The organism is Saonia flava (assembly GCF_011927795.1).
GTDB lineage: Bacteria > Bacteroidota > Bacteroidia > Flavobacteriales > Flavobacteriaceae > Saonia > Saonia flava.
This window is the reverse complement of sequence record NZ_JAATJJ010000001.1, coordinates 376,949-402,329: the sequence shown is the minus strand read 5'-3', so window position 1 is coordinate 402,329 and position 25,381 is coordinate 376,949. Positions and strand designations below refer to the sequence as shown.

Annotated in this window: 25 protein-coding genes; 20 read left to right on the top strand and 5 right to left on the bottom strand. The window is 33.7% G+C overall.

Going from position 1 to position 25,381, the window contains the following annotated elements:
• The first annotated feature begins 2 nt into the window (after positions 1-2).
• The 10 genes from GGR42_RS01920 (at position 3) to GGR42_RS01875 (ending at position 10,469) form a co-directional block, all read left to right on the top strand.
• Complete coding sequence (locus GGR42_RS01920) at positions 3-1,127, top strand: alpha/beta hydrolase-fold protein (protein ID WP_167960299.1); 1,125 nt, start codon at positions 3-5, stop codon at positions 1,125-1,127.
• A gap of 32 nt (positions 1,128-1,159) precedes the next feature.
• Positions 1,160-1,324, top strand: coding sequence for a PD40 domain-containing protein (locus tag GGR42_RS01915; RefSeq protein ID WP_209023913.1), 165 nt, complete (start codon positions 1,160-1,162; stop codon positions 1,322-1,324).
• Positions 1,325-1,524: 200 nt separating this feature from the next.
• A complete protein-coding gene (locus GGR42_RS01910; RefSeq protein WP_245201374.1) occupies positions 1,525-2,295 on the top strand; it encodes an outer membrane lipoprotein-sorting protein in 771 nt (256 codons plus the stop codon).
• A gap of 31 nt (positions 2,296-2,326) precedes the next feature.
• Positions 2,327-3,043 carry a VIT1/CCC1 transporter family protein gene (locus GGR42_RS01905; RefSeq protein WP_167960297.1) on the top strand — a complete coding sequence of 239 codons (717 nt, stop codon included), beginning with the start codon at positions 2,327-2,329 and terminating at the stop codon, positions 3,041-3,043.
• 61 nt (positions 3,044-3,104) lie between these two features.
• Positions 3,105-4,325 (top strand): ABC transporter permease, encoded by a 1,221-nt coding sequence (locus GGR42_RS01900; protein WP_167960295.1) that lies wholly within the window; start codon positions 3,105-3,107, stop codon positions 4,323-4,325.
• 2 nt (positions 4,326-4,327) lie between these two features.
• Positions 4,328-5,545: an ABC transporter permease gene (locus GGR42_RS01895; RefSeq protein WP_167960293.1), complete on the top strand. Its 1,218-nt coding sequence runs from the start codon at positions 4,328-4,330 to the stop codon at positions 5,543-5,545.
• A 4-nt stretch (positions 5,546-5,549) separates the two neighbouring features.
• Positions 5,550-6,248, top strand: coding sequence for an ABC transporter ATP-binding protein (locus GGR42_RS01890; RefSeq protein WP_167960291.1), 699 nt, complete (start codon positions 5,550-5,552; stop codon positions 6,246-6,248).
• A 44-nt stretch (positions 6,249-6,292) separates the two neighbouring features.
• Entirely contained in the window at positions 6,293-7,402 is a 1,110-nt protein-coding gene (locus GGR42_RS01885) for a hypothetical protein (RefSeq protein ID WP_167960289.1), read from the top strand.
• Positions 7,403-7,804: 402 nt separating this feature from the next.
• A complete protein-coding gene (locus tag GGR42_RS01880) occupies positions 7,805-8,644 on the top strand; it encodes a leucine-rich repeat domain-containing protein (protein ID WP_167960287.1) in 840 nt (279 codons plus the stop codon).
• Between the two features lie 379 nt (positions 8,645-9,023).
• A complete protein-coding gene (locus GGR42_RS01875; protein ID WP_167960285.1) occupies positions 9,024-10,469 on the top strand; it encodes a PQQ-dependent sugar dehydrogenase in 1,446 nt (481 codons plus the stop codon).
• A 63-nt stretch (positions 10,470-10,532) separates the two neighbouring features.
• Here GGR42_RS01875 and GGR42_RS01870 read toward each other — a convergent pair whose 3' ends face one another.
• From GGR42_RS01870 to GGR42_RS01860, 3 genes are all read right to left on the bottom strand, one after another.
• Positions 10,533-11,033: a hypothetical protein gene (locus GGR42_RS01870; protein WP_167960283.1), complete on the bottom strand. Its 501-nt coding sequence runs from the start codon at positions 11,031-11,033 to the stop codon at positions 10,533-10,535.
• A gap of 4 nt (positions 11,034-11,037) precedes the next feature.
• The gene (locus tag GGR42_RS01865) at positions 11,038-11,175 is read right to left on the bottom strand and encodes a helix-turn-helix domain-containing protein (protein ID WP_245201373.1); all 138 of its coding nucleotides are present in this window, start codon (positions 11,173-11,175) and stop codon (positions 11,038-11,040) included.
• Positions 11,176-11,312: 137 nt separating this feature from the next.
• Positions 11,313-11,657 (bottom strand): winged helix-turn-helix transcriptional regulator, encoded by a 345-nt coding sequence (locus GGR42_RS01860; protein WP_167960281.1) that lies wholly within the window; start codon positions 11,655-11,657, stop codon positions 11,313-11,315.
• A gap of 212 nt (positions 11,658-11,869) precedes the next feature.
• On the opposite strand from GGR42_RS01860, the gene GGR42_RS01855 reads away from it, so the two are divergent.
• Positions 11,870-12,544, top strand: a complete 675-nt coding sequence (locus GGR42_RS01855; RefSeq protein WP_167960279.1) for an NAD(P)H-dependent oxidoreductase — start codon at positions 11,870-11,872, stop codon at positions 12,542-12,544.
• 154 nt (positions 12,545-12,698) lie between these two features.
• Here GGR42_RS01855 and GGR42_RS01850 read toward each other — a convergent pair whose 3' ends face one another.
• Entirely contained in the window at positions 12,699-13,400 is a 702-nt protein-coding gene (locus GGR42_RS01850) for a LytR/AlgR family response regulator transcription factor (protein ID WP_167960277.1), read from the bottom strand.
• Positions 13,397-14,188, bottom strand: a complete 792-nt coding sequence (locus tag GGR42_RS01845; RefSeq protein ID WP_167960275.1) for a sensor histidine kinase — start codon at positions 14,186-14,188, stop codon at positions 13,397-13,399. Before GGR42_RS01845 ends, GGR42_RS01850 begins: the two co-directional genes overlap by 4 nt.
• 209 nt (positions 14,189-14,397) lie before the next feature.
• Between GGR42_RS01845 and GGR42_RS01840 the strand changes: the two genes are divergently transcribed.
• The 9 genes from GGR42_RS01840 (at position 14,398) to GGR42_RS01800 (ending at position 25,356) form a co-directional block, all read left to right on the top strand.
• A complete protein-coding gene (locus GGR42_RS01840) occupies positions 14,398-15,285 on the top strand; it encodes an ABC transporter ATP-binding protein (RefSeq protein WP_167960273.1) in 888 nt (295 codons plus the stop codon).
• Positions 15,286-15,422: 137 nt separating this feature from the next.
• Complete coding sequence (locus tag GGR42_RS01835; RefSeq protein WP_245201372.1) at positions 15,423-18,569, top strand: ABC transporter permease/M1 family aminopeptidase; 3,147 nt, start codon at positions 15,423-15,425, stop codon at positions 18,567-18,569.
• A gap of 27 nt (positions 18,570-18,596) precedes the next feature.
• Positions 18,597-19,277, top strand: coding sequence for a CPBP family intramembrane glutamic endopeptidase (locus GGR42_RS01830; RefSeq protein ID WP_167960271.1), 681 nt, complete (start codon positions 18,597-18,599; stop codon positions 19,275-19,277).
• Positions 19,278-19,425: 148 nt separating this feature from the next.
• Complete coding sequence (locus GGR42_RS01825) at positions 19,426-20,511, top strand: sensor histidine kinase (RefSeq protein ID WP_167960269.1); 1,086 nt, start codon at positions 19,426-19,428, stop codon at positions 20,509-20,511.
• The gene (locus GGR42_RS01820; RefSeq protein WP_167960267.1) at positions 20,498-21,220 is read left to right on the top strand and encodes a LytR/AlgR family response regulator transcription factor; all 723 of its coding nucleotides are present in this window, start codon (positions 20,498-20,500) and stop codon (positions 21,218-21,220) included. Before GGR42_RS01825 ends, GGR42_RS01820 begins: the two co-directional genes overlap by 14 nt.
• A gap of 117 nt (positions 21,221-21,337) precedes the next feature.
• Positions 21,338-21,949, top strand: coding sequence for a hypothetical protein (locus GGR42_RS01815; protein ID WP_209023912.1), 612 nt, complete (start codon positions 21,338-21,340; stop codon positions 21,947-21,949).
• A gap of 12 nt (positions 21,950-21,961) precedes the next feature.
• A complete protein-coding gene (locus GGR42_RS01810; RefSeq protein ID WP_167960265.1) occupies positions 21,962-23,794 on the top strand; it encodes a CocE/NonD family hydrolase in 1,833 nt (610 codons plus the stop codon).
• A gap of 207 nt (positions 23,795-24,001) precedes the next feature.
• Positions 24,002-24,619 carry a hypothetical protein gene (locus GGR42_RS01805; protein WP_245201371.1) on the top strand — a complete coding sequence of 206 codons (618 nt, stop codon included), beginning with the start codon at positions 24,002-24,004 and terminating at the stop codon, positions 24,617-24,619.
• A 65-nt stretch (positions 24,620-24,684) separates the two neighbouring features.
• Complete coding sequence (locus GGR42_RS01800) at positions 24,685-25,356, top strand: DUF4386 family protein (RefSeq protein ID WP_167960263.1); 672 nt, start codon at positions 24,685-24,687, stop codon at positions 25,354-25,356.
• Positions 25,357-25,381 lie beyond the last annotated feature (25 nt).

Sequence of the window (25,381 nt, the reverse complement as noted above, 5' to 3'; positions counted from 1 at the left end):
ACATGAAGCAAATAATCTTTCTGGTCGCCAGCTGCTTTTTTGGTTTAGGCGTTTTAGCACAAGAAGAGAACTCCAAAATTACAATAGGTATTAACCATACTATTAAATCTTCAATATTAAATCAAAATAGAACAATTCAAATCTATGTCCCGGAAAATTATGAAAATTCTAAAAAGTCCTATCCCGTTTTATATATCCTGGATGGGCAATGGTATTTCTTAAGTGGAGTAGCAGTTCAAAAGGCATTGCGTACTCCAGGTGCAATTCCAGAAATGATTGTTGTAGGTATACATAATAGTAACCCCTTAAGAAGAACATTATTTGATGATGAAAAAGGAAAATTCACCAATTTTTTAAAAAATGAAGTAACACAATATATAGATTCCAATTATAGAACAACCAAAGAACGAGTAATTTTTGGTTGGGAAGCAGCGGCCTACTATATAAGTGAATTGATTTTAAAAGAGAAAGAATTTTATTCTGGAGCCATAATAACAAATGGGGGTTATGCTTCTGAAGATTTGGTGAAAGGATTTACTTCGGACAAGAATATGTATCTATTTATGGCAAACTCCAGAAAGGATATTTATTATATAAGTTCAACGGATGCGTTTCATGAGATTTTAAAAAATAACAACCCTAAGAATCTTATTTGGAAATATGAGTTATTTAATGAAGAAGTTCATGAAACCTTAGCACATTTAGCTCTTTTTAAGGGACTAAAATACTATTACCATAATTATGATTCGCCTGTTTTTGAAAGCATACAACACTACATTGATATGGGCGGAATAGATTATCTGACTACTTATTTTAAAGAAAGAGCAAAAAGATTTGGTGGTGATGGAAGTATAGATGAAGGCACAAAAAACGCCTTAATTTGGTTAGCTTGGAACAGGAATGATTTCGAATATTTTAGTTTTTTCATGGAAGAGTTTAAAGATGTTTTAACCACTAGGAGATATGATTCTGCATATTGGAAAAACAGGTTTGGACAGTTTTATTTAAAACATAAAGATTATAAAAATGCGATCAAGTTTTTTGAATTAGGTATTAAAAAGTACCCCAATTCAGACTTGGATGCAGAAATGAAGCAGGGCCTAAGCGAAGCAAAAAATAAAATTTGACTCTCTATGTTCTTTAGGGCACGGCGATTAACTTGGGAAATAATATAAATACAGAAGCACGGGAGGCTGCAGCAAGTGTAACGCCGGATGGCAAATACCTTTTCTTTAATAGGAACATGGGTACGGACAACTACGAAAATGTAGATATATTTTGGGTAGATGCCCAGGTTATTGAGAATCTAAGGCCCAAACAATAAACCATAAAATAAATTTAAGTCATTGGACATCAAAAAGTTTTGGTGCTAAATTTAGTAGAATACTTTTTTCATTACTGGTAGAGTAGTGCAATGGGTGTGAAATGGTTATGATTTGTTAGTAAACCTACTATTTAATTAGTATTCTCTTTAAGTGACAATCATCATGTTTTTTCAGTTTAGGGTCAATTAACTTTGACCTTATGAATAAAGGACAATTGGTGCGATTTATTATTGGCATTGCTATTTGCATACTGCCATTTACTTTAATGTACTCCCAACACAGCCTTTCAGCAAAAGAGATTGTAAGGAAAGCTGACGATAATATGCGAGGTAAAACGTCATTGGCAAACATAACCATAAAAATAATCAGGCCTACATGGAACAGAGAAATGAATATGAAAGCCTGGACCAAAGGTGATGATTATTCAATGATATTGGTTACCGGTCCGGCCAGAGAAAAAGGAACCGTGTTTTTAAAGCGAATAAAAGAGGTTTGGAACTGGATACCTGCCATTGAGCGAAACATTAAATTGCCACCTTCTATGATGTCCCAAAGTTGGATGGGAACAGATTTTACCAATGATGATTTAGTGAAAGAAGCCTCTTCTGTTTCTGATTATGACCATAAAATATTGGGGGAAGAATCCATTTTAGAAAAAAACTGTTATAAAATTGAAATGATACCAAAACAATCCGCAGCAATTGTATGGGAAAAAGTAGTGGTTTGGATTGATTCCACTGATTTTTTACAGTTAAAAGCCGAATTCTACGATGAGGATGGCGAACTGGTAAACATCATGAATTCAAGTGACGTAAAGGAAGTAGGTGGCAGAAAAATAACATCTAAAATTGAAATGTTTCCTGTTGACAAAGAGGGAAATAGTACGGTAATCATTTACAATGATATTGAATTTGATAGACCTATTAACGATAATTTCTTTACGACAAGAAACATGAAACAATTAAAATAATACAACGTATAAAATAAACCAAATAGAATAGATGACAGAAAAAATAGATGAATTAGATAATTATTTGGATCCGCATTATATTCAAAGAAGCAATTGGCTACGAGCAGCAGTTTTGGGGGCAAATGATGGAATTTTATCAACTGCAAGTCTTGCAATTGGTGTTGCTGCGGCAAGCAATTTAAGAGAGCCAATTATTTTAGCCACTTTGGCTGGTTTGGTAGCCGGTGCATTATCCATGGCAGCTGGTGAATACGTTTCTGTTAGTTCGCAAACTGATGTGGAAAAGGCCGATATTGAAAGAGAAATAGTGGAGTTAAAAGAAATGCCAGAAATTGAATTACAGCGATTGGCACAGATTTACGAAAAAAGGGGGCTTAAAAAAGAAACTGCAATGGTAGTTGCAAAAGAACTTACAGAAACAGATGCTTTGGGAGCACATATTAGGGATGAGCTGGGAATAAATGAAATCAGTCAAGCGAAACCTATCCAGGCCGCATTTGCTTCTGGGTCAGCATTTACAATAGGAGGGTTGTTGCCATTTTTGGTGACCTTATTTCTTCCATTAGAAAGTATGGAGTACTCTCTATATGGTTTTGCCCTGTTCTTTCTTATACTTTTAGGGGCTTTAGCGGCAAAAACAGGAGGTTCCAATATTTGGAAAGCAATCTTAAGAATTACATTTTGGGGTACAACTGCAATGGGATTGACCGCTTTAGTGGGCTATATGTTTAATGTGAATTTGGGGTAAATAGAAACAATAACGCAGAATTAAACTGCTAAATAATAGATGTAACCAATCTCTTTTAATAATGTTACTAAAATTAGCATGGTTAAATATATGGCGCAATAAGCGTAGAACCATTATAACGGCAACTTCAGTGTTTTTTGCTGTGCTATTGGCAATCGTCTTTCGTTCTTTGACCGATGGTGTTTACGATAACATGATTCATAATGTGGTGAGTTATTCTTCTGGGTATCTACAAATCCACAAAAAAGGCTATTGGGACGAGCAATCTATAGATAATACTTTCGAGGAAGACGATAAATTACATCAAGAATTGCTTAAAAATCCAGAGGTTACTCATATTATGCCTCGTTTACAAACATTTGCATTGGCATCTTGGGCAGATAAAACCAAAGGTGTTTTGGTTTTAGGAATAGATCCCATTAAAGAAAGAGAAGTTAATAATCTTCACGAAAAAATAGTAGATGGCGAGTACATTGAAAGTGTTAACGACAATGCGGTTGTTTTAGGGGAAGGGCTGGCCTCACAATTAAAACTAAAAGTAAATGACACGTTGGTGTTGTTGGGCCAAGGTTATCATGCCAGTAGTGCTGCGGCCAAATTTAGGGTAAAAGGTCTTATTAAACTCGGTGCGCTAGAATTAAATAACAATGTGGTGTATATGCCCATACAGCAATCACAGTACATGCACGGAGCAGAGAATCGTTTAACATCAGTTTCGGTGATGTTGGATAAGGCAACTAATTTAAAAAAATTAAAACACTCTTTACAAGGGTCTATAGCTTCTGAAGCTTATGAAGTAATGAGTTGGAAAGAAATGATGCCTGAAATGGACCAATTTATAGAGGCAGACAGTACAGGGCATTATATTATTATCGGAATCTTGTATTTCATTATTTCCTTTGGATTGTTTGGCACCTTATTAATGATGGTTTTTGAAAGAAAACACGAACTGGGAATCTTGATTGCCATTGGTATGAAAAAAAGATTACTGGCCTTTGTGTTGTTATTAGAGTCCATTATGATTTCCTTATTAGGTTGTTTTACGGGTATTATAGGAGGAATGTTAGTCGTAAAATGGTTTACCGTATACCCAATTCATTTAACAGGAGATTTAAAAGAAGTATACGAAGATTATGGTATAGAATCGATCATATACTTTTCTAGCCACGAGAAAATTTTTATTACCCAAACTTTAATCGTTTTAATATTATCTACGCTATTGGCCTTTTATCCAGGTTATAAAGTGATGAAGTTAAAACCTGTTGAAGCTATAAATAGTTAGTTATGTTGTTTCAAATTGCATGGAGAAATATTTGGCGGAATAAATCCAGAAGCTTAGTAGTAATAAGTTCTATTATTATCGGTATTTGGGCAGGGATTTTCATTTTGTCCTTTTCTTGGGGTATGTACAAAAACAATATTAATGAATCGGTTTACAGGCAATTGTCTCATATTCAAATTCACCATCCAACTTTTGGAGAGGAGAACAACTCAAAATTTACCATTACCAATACAGATGAAAAAGCAAGGCAATTAGAATCTGATGGTCGAATTGCTTCGGTTAGTTCGCGTGTTATTTCATCTGGAATGATCACTTCACCAACAACGGCAAGTGGTGTAAAAATTTACGGAATCAATCCCGCTTCAGAAATTACCCAAATAAGACTTAATGAGTATGTAAGAGAAGGAACCTATTTTGAATCGGGTAAAGAAAATGAAATCCTTATTGGGGCAAAACTAGCCAAAAAACTCAAAGTTAAATTGAAAAGTAAAGTGGTATTGACCTTCACAAACATTAACTCAGAGATTATTTCGGGAGCTTTTAGAATAGGAGGGATTTACAGATCTAAAAACATTTCATTGGATGAAGTAAATGTATATGTGCACCAAAAACATTTACGGGAACTATTGGAATTAAAGCCTTCAGAAAGCAATGAAATGGCCATTTTAGTTAAAAATGAAGAACAATTGGAAACCATTAAAAAGTTCAGTGTTGGAATAGTGCCGAGAGGAAAAATTGAAGATTGGAAAGAACTTTCACCAGAGTTAAGTATGATTATAGAATCGTTTAACCTCTATACATATATCATTAGCGGAATCATTCTGTTGGCCTTAACTTTTGGCATAATCAACACTATGTTAATGTCTGTATTAGAACGAATTAGGGAATTGGGAATGTTGATGGCCATTGGGTTGAACAAGCGAAAAATATTTATTATGATCATGTTAGAAACCTTCTATTTAACACTAATTGGTACTCCAATTGGCCTGTTGTCTGGATGGTTAACGGTAACAACACTGGGAAAAACAGGAATTAATTTATCTATGTTTTCTGAAGGATTGGCATCCTATGGATTCAGTTCCATAATCTATCCAGCTTTGGATCAAGAAAAATATGTAATTATTGTGACCATGTGTTTGGTAACAGCCATATTATCTGCTATTTATCCAGCTTATAAGGCGCTACAATTAAATCCATCGGAAGCAATACGTAAAATTTAGAATTATGGCAAAAACTATAATAGATGCGCATAATGTAAGTAAAACATTCAACCCAAAAACAATTCCGGTTCATGCGGTTCAAGATGTGCACGTACATATAGAAGAAGGAGAGTTCGTGGCATTGGTTGGACCTTCCGGTTCGGGAAAGTCTACCTTATTGAATATGATGGGAGGGTTGGATGAACCTACAGAAGGTACAGTTTTTATAGATGGTGTTGAAATAACAAAGCTATCGGAAAACAAGTTGATAGATTTTAGATTGCACAATATTGGGTTTGTATTTCAATCCTTTAATTTGATTCCCGTACTTACAGCTAAAGAAAATGTTGGCTTCGTTTTGCAGTTGCAAAATATGCCCAAAACCGAGCGTGAAAAACGTGTATTGGCCTTGTTGGAAGAAGTTGGGCTTAAGGATAAAATAAATAGTAGACCTGGTGAATTATCTGGAGGACAACAACAACGTGTAGCGGTTGCCAGAGCCTTGGCTTCTAAACCTAAAATTATACTAGCGGATGAACCTACGGCAAATTTAGATTCAAAATCTGCGGCTAATTTGCTGGATATCATGGCAAAACTTAATAAAGAAGAGAAAATTACTTTTTTATTCTCAACACATGATCAACGTGTAATTAGAAAAGCAAGGCGTGTAATTACCTTAGTGGACGGTAAAATAGAATCAGATGTAGAACAAACACCATCATAACCACAATGATAAGGCTGTTGTTGACATATCTGCTATTTTTTACTATGACTTCCCTAATTGCCCAGAAAAAAGAACAAAACCTATTCTTATCGGGCTATGTTAAAAATCTTCATGAGTTTAGTTTTACGGATAATTTAAACCAATTGCAATGGACCGCATTAGTACACAACAGATTAAATTTTAAATATATTCCTTCTAATGAAATTACTGTTAGATTAGAACTAAGGAACAGGCTCTTCTATGGAGATAATGTAAAGAACATATTCGGTTTTTCTGAATTCATTGCTCTAGATAGGGGTATGGTTGATCTGTCTTTGAATGTTATTGATGGTGGGCATACACTTTTTAACACAACCATAGATAGAGCTTTGGTGAACTATACAAAAGGGAATTGGGATATTACTTTGGGTAGACAACGTGTTAATTGGGGGATGAATCTAATTTGGAATCCCAATGACATTTTCAACACGTATAATTTTTTGGATTTTGATTACGAGGAACGGCCCGGAAGTGATGCTGTCCGTGTACAATATTACTTAGGGGATTTTAGTAAAATTGAAATTACCGCAAAAAAGGGAAGAAATAAGGACGATTATATTGTTGCAGGAATGTACAAATTTAATAAGTGGTCTTATGATATTCAATTGATTACAGGGGTCTACCAAAAAGATTGGGTAATTGGCACAGGATGGGCGGGAAACCTAAAAAATGCTGGTTTTAAAGGAGAAATAAGTTATTTTATTCCATATGAGGAGTATGTAAGTTCAGATAATGTATTGAGTGCTTCCGTTTCGGTTGATTATGGATTTAAAAAGGGACTCTATATCAATGGCTCTATTTTATATAATAGCACGGATAATGAAGCGTCAAATAATCTAGGAACATTGGTTTATACCAATTTAAGCGCTAAAAATTTAATGCCTTATGAGTTTTCAGGTTTTTTACAAGTAGCAAAAGATTTTACGCCAATCTTTAAAGGTAGCTTCAGTACAATTTACTCTCCAACCAACCAATCCATAATTGTAATACCAAGTTTAAACTATTCTCTTGCCACTAACTGGGAACTCAATTTTACTGGACAATCTTTTTTTGAGTTGGAAAATTATAATGCATTGGGAAATAGTCTTTTTATGCGTTTACGGTGGAGTTTTTAATTTATAAAAACAATCAGATTTGTTCTGCGTACGAATATCAAGCCTGTCCTGAGCGCATTCAAAGGCATAGGAGGGTCGTGTAAGTATGTGCGAAGGAGCTTCATGAATTCATTATTATAAAAACCAGCAATGAATAAACCAAAAAATGAGGTTAGGAGACAACCAAACTTCATTTAAGGTTCACTAGGCTCTATTTATCAAAACAGAAATGACCCGAGTAAACACTCATTGACTGACCAATGCTAGGAGAGAAGGCAATGTGTTTGGAATGGCTTGTGAATTACTTACCCAATTAAGCTTAATAATTATCAATTCACCTCAAATATTCTACGGTTCGGTATTTTACAATTTATTTCTATTGAATTCTAATCAACATTTGCATCATAAATTAAAATCTAAATAATGAAAAAAATAAATCTATTAATAAAAATATTGATTTTAACACCAGTATTGACAATTTCATGTACAAATAGCAAATTTGAAGACATTACAGAAGATATTTATGTGTCAATTCCTGATACTAAGTTTGAAGAAAAATTGATTGAATTAGGAATAGATTCTGATGGTATAATTAATCAAAAAGCACTCAAAATTGATGTGTCAAATGTGGAGTATTTAAACTTAAACAATACAAGTTCTAATATAATTACGGATTTAAAAGGAATTGAAGCATTTGTAAACTTAAAAAGACTTTATGCTTCCGGTAATGAATTAACAACTATAGATTTAAGCAATAATATTTTATTAGATACAATAAATTTATCTGTTAACAAACTAACCTCTATTAAAGGATTATCTAACATTAATAATTTAAAATGGTTAAGCTTATCCTACAATTATTTTACAGAATTTGTTATTGATAATTCTAGTATAGAAAATATACTAATGAGTGACAATTATTTGGTTTCTTTTGATGCAAGTAAAGCACCAAAACTAGGCAGTGCTTTGTTATCGTTAAATAAAATTGAATACTTAGATTTTAGCAAGAATACCTTGCTCAAAACATTAGTTTTTTCAGCAAACAAGGTTAAGACCATAAATTTAGATAACAATCTAAATTTAAAATATATATACTGTTCTAGTAATTTGTTAGAAGCGTTTGATGTAAGTAAATTAAATAAATTAATAGATTTAAGAATAGATAGAAATCCGGATTTAAGTTGCATTAAAATAGCAACAAGTCAAAATATACCAATATTAAAACTATCTCCTTATCAACAAACAAACGTTAACTGTAATTAATAAAACCAATGAAAAAAAAGATCTCTCAATTTTAGTATTCATTATTACAAGTTTAATTTTATTCTCTAATAATGAAAACGAATGCTTCTGGGTTATTTTACTTAATAAATCGAACCTTTTTTAGAGCGCGCAGGTGGGGTGGCAAAGTCTGTACTTCTTGGAATTCTTCAAATTTTGAAAAACTACTTTTTAGCGAAGTCAGCAAGCACATAGCACTAATCTACTATTACCCAATACCATTTAGACTTCCCGGCGGAATACTTTATTTTATTAATGAACGTTATGTTTATATAAAGTTGATATACAAAGTGTTATGACTCCAATCACCTCAAATCTGTCTTCTGAAATTACTTTCAAATTAAAGTACACATGCAAATGGTTGAAAACAACAACGCAATTTGTGTTGCCGGTTTTTATGTTCATACTGTTGGGTTGTAGCAATTCGCAAGATCCCGAGCCACCCGAAGAAGAAATTGATCCGAACAATGAAGTGGTTGAACCGGAAGATGTGGCTATCACATATCGGAATCAATGTGGAGGTTGTCATGGACAGGATTTGGCCTCATTTGTTGAACGGGATTGGACGTATGGCAATTCCGTGGAAGATGTTATGGAATCCATAACAGATGGGTATTCAGGTAATGGTATGCCAGGGTACGGTTCTACCTTAAGTGCACAAGAAATTGAGGATTTGACCAACTATATACTTGCCGAAATCGATGGAAAAACCAAAGCGATGTTGGAGGAAGACAATCCCGATTTGTCTGGTTTGATTACATCCGATGACCTTAGCTTCCGATTGGAAATCATGACAGATGACATTCCCGGCATTCCATGGGGAATAGCGCAATTGCCCAATGGTGAAATTTTGGTGACCGAGCGTGGGGGAGGGCTGTTTTTGGTAAGTACGGATAAGCAATTGACGGAAATTACTGGTGTTCCCGCTGTTGCTTCGGAAGGGCAGGGGGGATTGTTGGATGTGCTCATACATCCAGATTTTGAAAACAATTCATTTGTTTATCTATCCTATTCCCGTGCCAACCCCAATAATTCATCTGAACGGACCACGGCAGTGGCAAGGGCCAAGCTAGAGGGAAACAACTTGGCTGAAGTGGAGAACATATTTACGGCACTTCCGTATCTCAATAGTTCTCACCATTATGGTTCAAGACTGGAATTTGATACTAATGGTTATTTATATGTTTCCATAGGGGATCGCGGATATAGGGATGTGTACCCTCAGGAATTGGACAATTCCATTGGTAAGATACACCGTATCTATGACGACGGTGAGGTTCCCACGGACAATCCTTTTTATAATACAGCAGGAGCAGTCAATTCGATTTTCACCTACGGGACGCGCAATCCTCAAGGAATGACCCTGCATCCGGAAACTGGAGCGGTTTGGGAAGGCGAGCACGGGCCTCAGGGAGGTGATGAAATCAATCTATTGCAAGCAGGGAACAACAATGGTTGGCCTGTGATTTCATACGGCATCAATTATGATGGCTCCACTTTTACAGACCTTACGGAATTGGATGGCATGGAACAGCCCGTACATTACTGGACTCCTTCCATTGCTCCTTGTGGTATGACATTTGTGTCCAGCGATTTTTATGGAAATTGGAAAAATGACCTGTTCGTTGGCTCGCTGAAATTTGAATACCTCCATCGTTTAAAGATGAATGGCAATGAGGTCATGGGTCATGAAGAACTATTGAATGGTATTGGTAGGGTACGCGATGCACATATGGGCATGGACGGTTATCTGTACCTTGCGGTAGAGGGCCCTGGCAGAGTAATACGCCTTGTACCGGAGCAATAGAGCACTACTTTATTTGTTCTGCGTTATGCTACATGAGTGTAATTATTATTTTACTTTCACTTTTTATTTATCTACCAATTTCAACTCTTTATGGTAGGCATCAATTCTTGCGTATGCAGTACCATCAACTAATAAGATAACTATTAGCATAGCAATCGTTGTGATGCTTATTGCTCGCCAAGTTGGTGAATTAATAAAAATAATTGACAAGGCTGCTACAATAATTATAATAGGAATAGCTTTAAAAACGATTGTATTATATTCTTTAAGAGTAGCTTCAGCACGAGTGATTTCTGATGCTACAAATGCAGGGACATCGGCATTGTAAGCAGTTTTAAATTGTGTAATCCTTGACTTATTGGTGTAAAATAATCCAAGTCCTATGGTTAAAAGTAGAACACCTGCCACCAAGGTAGGAATGATGTATGCTCTCGCCATTTCCGTTTTTCCTAACTGCCAAAACCCTAAACTTGCCGCCATAAACACGAGTCCGAAGAGAATAAAAAATGGTGTTGAAAATAGTTCGGCTTTTGCCCAATCTGTTGCTGTTTTTAATATATCCATAATTTTAGTTTAATTTATATTTTTCTCTGTACGCCGTTGGACTCATTCCTTCTTTCTTTTTGAATAATCTCGAAAAATATTGCGGATATTCAAACCCTAATTCAGGTGTCCACCCTTTTGTTCCAAATTGATTTGATTTCATTTTTGCCTTTTTTTAATGTTTAAAAGAATAAGACAAAGGTCGGATAGCAGTAGTCTTGTTTTCTTATACGGATTTTCGAATGTTGAATACTTTTTGGTTTTCTCTAAGTACACAACTAATTTATAACAACGAAATATCTATGCGGTTTTAGTTGAATATTCATCCACTACAAACACGCCCCAATCTGCAATAGATTTGATTATCGGAATTAATGTTTTTCCAAAATCAGTTAATGAATACTCCACTTTTAAAGGAGGTTTAGATGTATACACCTTTCTTTTAATTATGCCATCTTCTTCCAAGGTCTTAAGCTGTAAACTTAAAGTTCGTTCGGTAACCGTGGGCATTTCCTTTCTCAACTCATTATAACGTAGCGTACCATCCATTAAATGAAATAAAATGACCGTTTTCCATTTTCCTCCAATAACTCCCATAGTTAAACTGGCACAACATGGATACTCTTTTCCTTTAAATTTATACATATCCCAATTTATTAAGTAAACAAAAGTACACTACTATACTTAAGAATACAACTATACTTTTTATAGTAAATATTTTTATTTTTAATCAACTGATAATAATAAGATTACAAATTAATTTTATACTATCATTTTTGACCGTTATTGTGAGACATGAATACTATACATACTTTTGTCACTATAAATAGTATAGTATAATAAAATCTAGTAGAACAATGAACACACCTAACATTTCAAAACAAGATATTTTAAATGCGTTTCAATACAGACATGCTACAAAAGAATTTGATGCCACTAAAAAAGTGTCAAAAGAGAATATCAATTATATTCTTAAAACAGCAAACCTTTCTCCAAGTTCTTTTGGGTTCGAACCTTGGCATTTTGTAGTGGTACAAGACAAAGAATTAAGAGAATTATTAAAACCTGTAGCTTGGGGAGCACCTTTAAAATTAGATACAGCTAGTCATTTTGTTTTAGGATTAAGTATGAAGGCACCTATGGTAAAGCATGATGCTGATTACATAATGCACATGATGAAAGAGGTAAAGCAATTACCAGAAGATGTTATTGAAATGTATTCAAAATTTTACAGAGAGTTTCAAGAGCGTGATTTTGATTTAGATACTGATAAAAAGTTGTTCGATTGGTCTTCTAAACAAACCTATATCGCTTTAGGTAATATGATGACCTCTGCAGCATTAGTAGGCATTGATTCCTGTCCTATTGAAGGATTTCATCAAGAAAAGGCAGAAGCTTTGTTAAGAGAAAAATTTGGAATTGACACGAACAAATACGGCTTATCTTTTATGGTGGCTTTCGGTTATAGAAAAGCAGATCCAGAATTTGCGAAGACAAGAAGAGATTTTGAAGATATTGTGACTTGGAAGTAATGACATCGACTTAGGGGATGCGGTTTCAGCTTAATAAAAATAAAATGACCAGAGTTACACTTATTATGCGGGCCGACGGTGGTCCCTGAACTTGCCGAAGGGTAGGAGGGAAGCATTATGTTTGCGAAATATATTGGTCTTATTCAATTTAACCTTATTTAAAAAGCTGATTGATATTGCTTTTATACATTTTGCCAATTGGCACAATGTGATCTTGAATATAAATTCTATTCCCTTCAATTCGATGTATATGCTTTTTAGAAACTGCAAATGATTTATGCACTTGAATAAAATCATTATCGGAAAGTAATTGTATCGTATCAGACACTTTTTCGCGGATGGTTATGGTATCTTTAATCGTAACAACTTTTGTGTAATTTCCAGAAGCTTCAACAAACAATATGGAATCTAAACCTACTTGAATATGACTATTGTTTTGCTTTAAAAAAACATACCTTTCTTTAGGTTTTAGATTTACGTTACTTTCCTTTTTTATTGAACTATTGTGAGAAGATGTTACTTTATTTATTGCACTTAAAAAGCGTTCGAAACTAAATGGTTTTAATAAATAATCAACAACGTTTAATTCATATCCTTCTATTGCGAACTCACTATATGCTGTAGTTACAATAACTTTAGGAGGAGACGATAGTGTTTTTAAAAATTCAAACCCTTTTAATTTCGGCATATTTAAATCTAAAAAAATCAGGTCTACATCATGTGTGTTCAAATAGTCAATAGCTTCTATGGCATCATAGCAATTGGCTTTAAATTCTAAATTTGGTAGCATTTCACAATACCCTTTAATAATATCATGTGCTATATGCTCGTCGTCTATAATTAAATAGGTAATCATAGGTGTATATTCAATTTAGCGTTATAAATAGCATTCGTTTTAGTAAGTGATAAAGTATGCTTTTTAGGATATACTAACTCTAATCTACGTTTTAAGTTATGTAAGCCAATACCTTCCTCATGCTTATCTTCAGTAGCATCAAAATTATTTTCTATTTCAAAATTAACTTCATTATTTTGGGTTACTAAATTTATATGAACATAAGCATTCTCTCTTAAGTTTTCTACACCATGTTTAAATGCATTTTCCAAAAGTATGATAAACAGAAGTGGCATTATCTCATAATCAATATCCGTCATTTCAATATTGAATTGTATATCAATAACTTTATGATAACGCATTTTATGAAGTTCAATATAGTTTTCTAAATAAGTTACTTCTTCAGAAATTAGCACAGTTTCTTTGTCTCCTTCATATATACTATAACGCATCATTTCAGAGAGTTTCAGAATGAGTTCTTGGGCTTTCTTAGCATCTTTACCTACCAAGCCATAAAGATTGTTTAGCGTATTAAAAAAGAAGTGGGGATTTACCTGACTTTTTAAATGCATTAATTCTGTTTTAGACTTCTCATTCTTTAATCGAATAATAAGTCTAATTTGTTTAAATAACCAAAATGCAATTGCAATAAAAACAAGTATAAAATAGAAGGCAATAAACTCTACGAATCCTTCTAATCTCCCAAAAGTGTCATTAAAAATGACAATGATGAATCCGATAAGAACAAGCAATACGCTATAAACACGCCTTATAGTTTTCTTGTTCCACTCTGATATTTTCAATTTCATAAGTCAATATTAGTTAATTAATGTACCGCTTACAAACAAGTTGATAAACAGTATTTAATTAGTGATGAACTATCATGAAGGTGTTTTAAAATACATTAATAACACAACAGCATTAGTTTGTCACTCATATAAGTGTTTGTATCACTAACACTTCTCAAAGGCTAAAATGACCTTTATGTTTGTTTCAATCAATCAAAAAACGAACAAGCATGGAACTCCTAATTGACAACCTATCTAAAACCTATTCAAATGGTGTTAAAGCATTGCAAAACATCTCATTAGACATTCCTACTGGTATGTTTGGCTTACTTGGGCCTAATGGCGCTGGCAAATCTACATTAATGCGAACCATTGCAACATTACAAGAAGCAGATACTGGAAATGTAACGCTTGGTGAAATCAATGTATTAAAACAAAAAAATGAATTGCGACAAGTATTGGGATATTTACCACAACAGTTTGGCTTATACCCAAAGATATCTGCAGAAGTATTACTCAATCATTTTGCTGTACTAAAAGGAATCACAAACAAAGGGGAACGTAAGGACTTAGTACAAGCATTATTGCATAAAACCAACTTATACGATGTTAGAAAACAAAACCTTAAGGGGTATTCTGGTGGAATGAAGCAGCGTTTTGGTATTGCTCAAGCTCTACTAAATAATCCTAAACTTCTTATTGTAGACGAACCAACAGCAGGTTTAGACCCTGTAGAACGCAATAGATTTTATAATGTATTAAGCGAATTAGGTGAACATACGGTAGTTATTCTATCTACACATATTGTTGATGATGTTAAGGAGCTCTGTACCAATATGGCAATCATCAATCAAGGCCAAGTATGTTTAAAGGGTAATCCGTTACAAATCCTTGAAAACCTAAAAGATAAAGTCTATAAAAAAACAATCGAAAAGACAGAATTACCCCTTTACAAGCAAAACTATCAAGTCATCAGTGAAAAATTATTTCTTGGAAAACCAACCATTCACGTCTTAAGTGATACCAATCCAGGAGACGGATTTTCTCTTATTGATGCAGAGTTAGAAGATGTGTATTTCTCAGAAATATTTAATGATACGAATTTTAAATCTAACTAATGATGTGGTATCAAATTTTCAAGTTCGAAATTCAATATCGTATTAAGCGGCCAGACACCTATGTGTTCTTCCTTTTTCTCTTCTTATTTTCTATTGTTGGCGTAGACTTTATTTTTCAAGGTTCAGAAATGGGACTAATGAAAAAGAACTCCCCAATAGTAATCGCAAAAACTATGGGTGCTATTACGGGTATCTTTATGATTTTGGCCTCTATGATTATGGGAGTTTCTGTGCTAAGAGATTTTCAATATAATATAGAGTCATTATTATTCTCTTCCCCAATTCACAAAAAAGACTATTTATTGGGCCGGTTTTTAGGGTCGTTTACGGTATTATTATTCGCATTTACTGGCATTTTATTCGGTATGATACTCGGCGAATTTATGCCTTGGAATAATCCAGATGAGCTATTAGCATTTAATGCGTTGGTTTATATAAAGATGTTTCTATTTATAACCTTACCAACCTTATTTTTTGGAGCAGCTCTATTTTTTGTTACAGGAGCTTTAACTAGAAACCTAATGGTTGTGTATACGCAAGGTATTTTTTTATTCGTAGTATTTATGCTCACCAAAGCCATTAATAATGAGTTTTGGCAAGCCATTCTAGACCCATTTTCACTAACCACCACCACCTTTGTTACAAAATCGTGGTCTGCATTAGAAAAGAGTACAGAAGACCTTCCATATTTTGGTGCATTGCTATATAACAAACTGTTTTGGTTTTCCCTTGGAATAGTTGCATTGATATATGGCTATAAAAAATTCAATTTTAATGTGGTTAAAGAAAAGCGTTCTAAAAGAAAGCAAACGGTAGCTTTTAAAAAAACCACAACAAATGATACTATAGTGATTCCCGATTCCAAAAAACACTATGGTTTAGGATCTAAATGGACGCAATTAAAACAGTTTACGAGGTTTTATTTTACAACTATTTTTAAACAAGCATCATTCTGGTGCATTGTCATTTGCGGTATGATTATCATCCTTATTAATTCTGTAAATCTAGGGACTGTATATGGCGTAGATAGTTATCCGGCAACCTATTTTATTGTAGAAGAACTCAAAGAAACTTCTATGTACTTCTTTCTTATCCTATTGGTGTTTTATTCAGGAGAATTGGTATGGAAAGAACGAGGGGCAAAACTAGATTTAATTTATGATGCTACACCAATGTCCAGCTTTATGAAGTTGCTTGGTAAGTACATTGGCTTAAACTTAATTTATGTGGTATTAATGCTAGCGTTAATATGTTCCGGAATCATATTTCAAACTGTTAGCGGCTATTATGACTTTGAATTCCAGATTTATTTCTTTGGATTCTTTCTAGAGATTTTACCGTTTTTAGCATTGTACACTTGTATTGCATTTTTTATTCAATCTGTTGTGAATCATAAGTTTGTAGGAATCATGATGGTCATTATATTCTTTATCGCCAATATAGCATTAGGTCTATTTGGGTTTGACCATGATTTATATTTCTTTGGTGGCAGCGCTTTAGGAGCGTATTCAGATATGAATGGTTACGGGCATTTTTTAAAACCATATCTCCTTATTAAATCGTATTGGTTTCTCTTCGGAATCTTATTACTAATTATTGGTTCTTTAGTAAACGTAAGAGGTACTGAAACAAATTTGGTAAAGCGTCTTAAAGGAAGTAAATACAGGTTGAGCAAGCCACTTTTTAAATTGGCGAGTGTTGTTTGTGTATTATTTATAGCTATCGGAAGTTATATCTTGTACAATACCAATGTTTTAAATACCTATTGGACTGATTCTCAAGTTACCGAATTTAGAGTTGCATATGAAAAAGAGTTGAAGCAATTTGAATATATACCACAACCCAAAATAGTAGATGTAAACTTACAACTAGAACTGTATCCTGCAACACGAGATTATACCATAGAAGGTTATTATCTATTGAAAAACAACACTACGGAAGTAATTAAATCCATTCACATTCAAAAACTTTTGGAAGAGAATATCACTTTAAATAGGGTCTCCTTTGAAGTTGGATTTACAGTCGATAATCAATATGAAAAGTTTGATTATGCCATTTTTAATCTCAATACGGCTTTAAAACCTGGAGATACTATAAAAATGCATTTTAAACAAAGCTTTAGGACAAAAGGGTTCGAATCTGGAAATTCAAATGTAAACATCAATAATAACGGGACATTTTTTAATAATACCGATTTGCCAACAATTGGGTACAATAGAAAATATGAACTCAATGATGAAGATGAACGTAAAGCGTATATTTTACCCAAAAGACCAAATAAAGCAAATAGAAATGATGTAAACGAGCTTAAAAACGCTAGGTCGGGTAGTGATTCTGACGGTATAAATTTTGAAATGATTATTGGCACATCAAAAGACCAAACAGCTTTAGTTCCAGGGAATTTATTGAGAAAATGGACAGAAAATAATCGCAACTATTTTCATTATAAAATGGAAAGACCAATGATAAATTTTTATTCCATCGTCTCTGCGGAATACGAAATTAAAAAGGATAAATGGATGACAAAAGATTTTATTCCACAGCCTGTTGACCTTGAAATTTATTATCACAAAAAACACGATTATAACATAGACCGAATGATGACGTCTATGAAGGCTTCATTGGATTATTACGGCAAAAATTTTAGTCCATATCAATACGAGCAGTTACGTATTATGGAGTTTCCTCGGTATGCCCAATTTGCACAATCATTTCCGGGAACCATTCCGTTTTCGGAGTCCATCGGTTTTGTTTTAGATATAGATGATGAAAAAGATGTTGATATGGTATTTTACATAACAGCGCACGAAATTGCGCACCAATGGTTTGGAATGCAGGTAGAAGCAGCTAATATTAAGGGACATCTAATGATTTTAGAAACCTTATCACAATATGCAGCAATGATGGTCTTAAAACAACAGTATGCTGAAGAGAAGTTGCTTCATTTTTTAGAACATCAAAAAGAAGTTTATAAAAAAGGAAAGGATAGAGAAGCTATAAACGAACCATCACTGTCCATGGTTGAAAATCAAGATTATATCTACTATGCAAAAGGAGCTATCAACATGTATGAATTTCAAAAAGCAATAGGAGAGGAGAACGTAAATAAGGCAATAAGAAGTTTTCTTGAAGATTGGAATACAACAAATGGCAAACTAAAAATGACCACGGACAGATATGCAACAAGTCAAGATTTGTTAGGATACTTTAGAGAGGTAACACCAGAGCACCTTCAGTATTTAGTGACTGATTTGTTTGAAAAAGTGATACCTGTAGGATTGTAATTAAACATTATAAAAAAATACAATAAGATGAAAACTAAACTATATAATTATTTAACCAAACCCTATGCTGTTGTCATAGTAATACTAATTGCAACTCTTTTATCTCTAGAAGATAGAAACTTGGGGTACTTTTTCGGATTAGGGATTATTCTGTTTATGATATGGCAAAAAAAATGGGATTGGTCATTTGCCGGTATTGGGCAAAAAATAAATCTAAAGACAATAATAAATAGCGTTTGGATATCAATTTTGTTCTTTTTCGTAACGGGGATAATCGATGCAGTTCTTCAATATTACCTCGGAAACCAAGATTTAAGCTCTTTAAATGATATTCGAGGTGATTTTGGTAGTTATGTAGGCATGATGGTTATGATGTGGATTTTTGCAGCCTTTGGTGAAGAATTACTATTTCATGGTTATTATATGCAACGTCTTGCTAAACTTTTTGGAGACTCAAATAAAGCATGGATTCTATCAGGAGTTTTGATTGCTATCTATTTTGGAATTTCTCATGGATACCAGGGCTTATCGGGAATAATCGGTGTAGGTATTGGCAGCTTATTTTTCGCTGCATTATATTTTAAGAATAGGAGCAACTTATTGCTATTAGTTCTAATTCATGGAATTTATGATTCTATATGGATTACCCTCATTTATATGAATAAAGACAGCATGGTAAATGAATGGTTTCTGCAGCTACTTTTTTAAATTATTTTCGGGCAATCATCCAAGTCGATAAAATAAGGAATACATATTGTAGTAAAATATAGTTTTATAATAACACTTAAACCTTATATCTTACGCTCCTGTACTTTACCTTTCACTTTAAAAAAGTATTCTGTTACTTTAATAAAGAATGGATTCTAATAGAAAAAATAATAGTAATACAAGGGTATCTCTTTATTGGAAATGTCAACTCTTAGGGTGGGGCGCTGTGTCTATCTATTGGGCATATACGGTTTATACAAGAGATCACTATGGTGCGTTTTACACCTTTCTAAATTATGTGTTGGATATTTCCATTGGTATATTTCTAACACATTGTTATAGACAATTTGCATTAAATAAAAAATGGAATGAACTATCCCTTAAGAGATTACTGTATAGAGTAGTTCCAAGCATCGTTCTTTTAGCACTATTATATGTTTTAATCAACAATGTAAAATGGTACCTCTATTGGACTGTCATTGCAGGTGAAGAAAAAGATTTATGGGAAGCACTTATCTATTGGGACCCTATTTTACTTACAGGTTTGCGATTAATGTCTATCTGGATTCTTGCGTATCACTTGTACCATTATTATCAAAGAGAGGTTGCGACTGCCAAGAAAAATGCAGAACTATCAATTCTAACAAAACAAATTCAGTTAGATAATTTATCGGCTCAATTAAATCCTCATTTTTTATTCAATTCCTTAAACTCCATTAAGTCTTTAATAGAGGAAAATCCAAGTATAGCCAGGAGAGCTATTGATTTATTATCAGATTTATTACGCTCCTCTTTATATGAAAAGGATGAAGAATTAATTTCGATAAAGGAAGAACTAACCTTGGTAAATGACTATATAGAATTAGAAAAACTGCGTTTTGAAGAACGGTTATCATTGAACATCACTTTGGACAAAAGTTTAGAGCAAGTTAAAATCCCTACTTTAAGTATTCAATTATTAGTTGAAAATGCCATCAAACATGGAATAGATAAGTCTATAAAAGGAGGCATAGTTAGCTTGGTCATTGTTAAAAGTGAAGACCAGATAACCATTAGCGTACAAAACCCAGGAAAAATAACTTCAAATAACGCTAAAGGATTAGGAATTAAGAATTTAAAAGAACGATTGGCAATACAATATAAAACAGCGGCATCATTTCATTTAACTGAATTAGAAGATGACGTAGTAGAGGCTAAGATAATTTTACCTTTGAAAACCAATGAGGACATTTAAAACCATTATTGTAGACGATGAGCGTTTGGCTCGAGAAGAGGTAAAACGCGCTTTAAAGCCACATAAAGAATTTTTTGTAGTTGGAGAAGCATCCAATGTGGATGAAGCTATCAAACTTATTGAAACTGAAGAACCAGATATTATTTTTCTGGACATTCATATGCCTGAAAAGTCTGGTTTCGATTTATTGGAAGAACTTGGTGCAGTTCCAGAGGTAGTTTTTACTACAGCTTATGATCAGTATGCCGTAAAAGCATTCGAATTAAATGCGTTGGATTATCTGGTAAAACCTTTAAGAGAAGAGCGCTTTGCTAAAACTATAGAGAAGGTAAAACAAGAATTGGTTAAGAAGACAAAGGTAACTTCAGGTGTATTGCCTATGCATCGTAAGATATTTATTAAAGATGGAGAAAATTGTCATTTTATTCCATTGTCTGACATTCGTTATATTGAATCTTTAGAAAATTATGCGCGTTTGTATTTCGGAAATCAAAAAGCAATGATTAAACGTTCACTAAATCATTTAGAAGAAAAATTAGATCCTACGGTATTTTTTAGAGCCAATAGAAGTCAGATTATTAATATACATTTCATTCAAGAGATTTATCCACATTTTAATAATAGACTACAAATTAAATTAACTACAAGTGAAACGATAGATGTTTCTAGCCGTCAATCAGTTAAGTTCAAAAATTGGAATAGTCTGTAAACGTAAATAATACCATTTAGTTACGTTCAATTAAGTTTCTTTACGCTCCTGTACTTTTTGTTTTTTGAGAATAGTATCTGACTTTAATTTGTATCATAAATCTTTAAAACTACTATTATGATAATTAGTACAGTGCTACATAACGCAATTAAATTGGTATTGATTTTAACGTTATCGTTTTTTGCATCTTGCCAGAACATTCCGGAAACCATAGTGACCAAACAACCCGTATTGTCCAATTATACACTAGGAGAGAAATGGGTATGGAAATACAAAGGCGTTTCTGATGAAGGAGAAGTCCGTTCTAATGGAACTGACACCAGAAAAATTGTTGATGTTAATGGAGCACTAGGAATGACCATAGGAAAGGATACTGTTTTGGTATCTGAAATCGTAAAACCGGAAGACAGTACAACCTCAAAATATAAGTGGCCTTTAGAGGTAGGTAAAAAATGGAAATATGAAAAAAACTGGACAAGTCAAGATGGTACCACAGGAAAACAAAGTCAAGATGTAGAAGTGTTATCTTTTAATGAAGAAACAGTAGACGCAGGTACCTTTATGGCCTATACCATTGAGTATAAGGGTGAAATTACGAATTCTAGAGGGTACAGTGCCAAAACAGATGAAGTATGGTTGTATGCTCCAGAAATTAAGAATTTTATAAAAATGACTCAAATTCAAGATGGTTTTTCCTATAGCGAAGAGTTAATTGAGTATTCAAAATAAAGCACTTATTACATGAAATCAATTCAAAGTTTAAAGGCATCATTTTTCCTGCTGTTAGTAGCATTAGTTTCTTGCAATCCTATAAAAGAAGTGCAGCAAGAGCCAAGAACTGTTAGTAGGGAAGGCAAAGAGTATTTGGTACAAGATTCTGTTTTAATTTCAACTAGGGACGGTGCTAAAATATCTGCACTAATAGTTAGAAGTAAAGCTATAGAAGAACCACAACCTGCTATATTATTCCATACCATATATACGCGTAAGAAAGACATCAATAGAGCTTATGAGGCAGCCGATAAGGGATATGTGGGCATTGTATCTTATACAAGAGGTAAAAACTTAAGTCCAGATGAAATAACTCCCTATGTTCATGAAGGTAAGGATGTGTACGATGTCATTGATTGGATTACAGAGCAGGAGTGGAGCAACAATGAAGTTGGTATGTATGGTGGTAGCTATGTAGGTTTTGTTCAGTGGGCTTCTATGAAAGAAAAGGTACATCCAGCGTTAAAAACTATTGTTCCGTCTGTTGCTGCGGCTCCAGGTATTGCCGAACCCATGGAAAACGGCGTTTATTTTAACTTTCATTATCCTTGGTGGCATTATGTAACGAATAACAAAACCCTTGATACTGTTTCTTATAATAACGGAAAACGTTGGAATGATTTGTATTTCGAATGGTATAAAAAAGGAGTGGCTTATAAGCATTTGGACAGTTTGGATGGTACGCCAAATTCAGGATTCAATCAAAAACTGGAGCATCCAACATTTGATGAATATTGGAAAAATATGACACTGTATAAAGCGGATTTTTCCAAAATTAATATTCCCATCTTAAGCACTACGGGTTATTATGATGGCGGACAGTTTGGAACTATGCACTATTTAAAATCCCATTATCAATTCAATACAAACGCAGAACATTTTCTTTTGATCGGGCCTTATTCACATTTTGGGGCGCAAGAACTTCCCGAAAAGAACATTTTGGGGTATACCATAGACCCTGTAGCGCAGGTAAATATCAAGAATTTGATTTTTGATTGGTTCGACTACATTTTTAAAGGAGCTCATAAACCTGCTTTGTTAAAGGATAAAATCAATTATCAAGTTATGGGTTCAAATAGGTGGAAACATGTTGCATCGCTCGATAAAATTGCTACTGACACGCTAAAGGTGTATTTGAGTAAACAACGTTCTGGTGTGGCGTTTAAATCTACCTATAATACAGGAAATCTTGGGGTAAACGAACACTTTAGTTTATCCGATAGTTCTGATGCAACAGGGTATTTAGAACAAGAGATAGATTTTGCTGATCGCAGTCAATTTTCTTGGAATTTAAGTGGAAATCCTACTATTGTCTCGGAAACTCTAACTGTTGGTCAAGGATTCTCATTTGCCACAGCACCCTTCGATGAGGATGTAGAACTAAGTGGAGCAGTACGCGGTGTTTTAAACGTGTCCATCAATAAAAAAGATTTTGATTGTAACGTTTTACTCTACGAACAAACGGCTGACGGAACCTTTTTTAGCTTAACACTGCCGTTTACAACAAGAGCAAGTATGGCTAAGGATATAGAAAATAGAAACGTATTGACTCCAAATAAAAAGACCTCAATTCCCATTCATAATTTTAGAATGACCAGTAAAATAATTAAAAAGGGAAGTAGAATTGTGGTACTAGTAAATGGAATTAAACATCCGTTTTCGCAAATAAATTATGGTACCGGAAAAGATGTGAGTGAAGAAACCATTAAAGATGCTACAACGCCCTTAAAAATTAAATGGTATACCGATAGTTATATTCATTTTCCGGTTGCTAAAAGCATTACACCTGCGTCTGTTAAATAATAACTTCCCTTTAGAAATTAGCTGTATTTAAAGATATAAAACAATTCATCCATACTATTCAACAGTTCAGTAATTCGTGTTTAATATTTACCGAAAGCTAATACACATTTGCAGCATATAACGCAATATCATTATTCGGCTAAACTTAATAATGAATTCAATTACACATAGAAATTATCAATCAAAACAATCAAAAAACGAACAATCATGAAAAAAATTAAAATGACAACAATCAAAAAACAAATGGTATCAAGAATGGCTTGTGTTGCCTTTGCATTATCATCTGGTATAACCTACGCACAAAACACAAATCCTGAAACAACAACCCAAAGAGATGGTTTTATCTTCGAAATTGTAGTAGGTGGAGGTATTATCAGTTTAGAAGATAGTGCTGGTTTTCAAACATTCGACAACTCCCAAGGAACCTTCGTTTTTCCAGATTTAAAGTTGGGCTATATGTTAAATGAAAATCTTGCCATTACTGCGGCTATGCCAGGAAACATATACAAATTTCAGGATAATGACAGGCATTTTGGAGGTTTTATCCCATCGCTACAATATTGGGTAAAAGATCGTTGGTGGATTCATGGCGGAATTGGTTTAGCAATAGATTCGCCAGCACTGTATGATATTGAAGACGATGTAAATGACGATTGGAACTTTGGTTGTGCTGTTATGGCCAGTACAGGTTACGAAATTTACAAAAAGAAAAATTTTGCGCTTAATATTCAGTCTAAACTAGTTTTGGGTCGTGCGTCTTTAGAAGGTGACGCACATAGAGATGCAGTACTCTTTAATGTTGGAATAGGGTTTAGCTGGTTTTAAGCTTTATTATAAAAAATGATTTTTCCCTTATTCACAAACCTATTAAAAAGAAACTCTTTACAATTATGAACACAAAAACATTTCAAAAGCTCGGTGGATTTTGCTCAATTTCACTTGGATTAATCTACATCCTAGCGTTTATAGTTTATGGTGGAATATTAGATTATCCAAAAGCAGACGCAACAGACATGGAAAGGGTACATTTCTTGTCCGATAACTACATAATGCTATCAACAATAAACTTGATAAGTTATGTTTTATTTGGAATTTTACTAGCAGTAGTAGTTGTTGCAATACACCAAAAAATAAAAGAGTATTTGCCCAATCTTTCGATACTGGCCTCTGTTTTTGGAATAATCTGGGTTGGCTTAGTTATAGCCAGTGGAATGATTGCAAATATTGGACTTAATTCCGTAATTGAAATGGGTATTGAGGAGCCACAAAAGGCTATATCAATTTGGAAAAGTGTTGGTATTGTTTCGGAAGGACTTGGTGGAGGCAACGAAATTGTTGGTGGTGTTTGGGTATTACTTTTAAGTATGGCAACCTTTAAATATTCGTTTTTCTCAAAACCATTGAACCTATTAGGCCTACTTGTAGCGCTTGCAGGCATTCTAACTATTTTACCTTTCGAGGTATTCAAAGAAATTTTTGGAATTAGTCAGATCGTTTGGTTTATATGGATTGGCATAGCAATGATTCGTCAACCACATCCATCGTTTGCTCAAAAAAACTAAGTAAATAAGAAAAAATAATAATTAA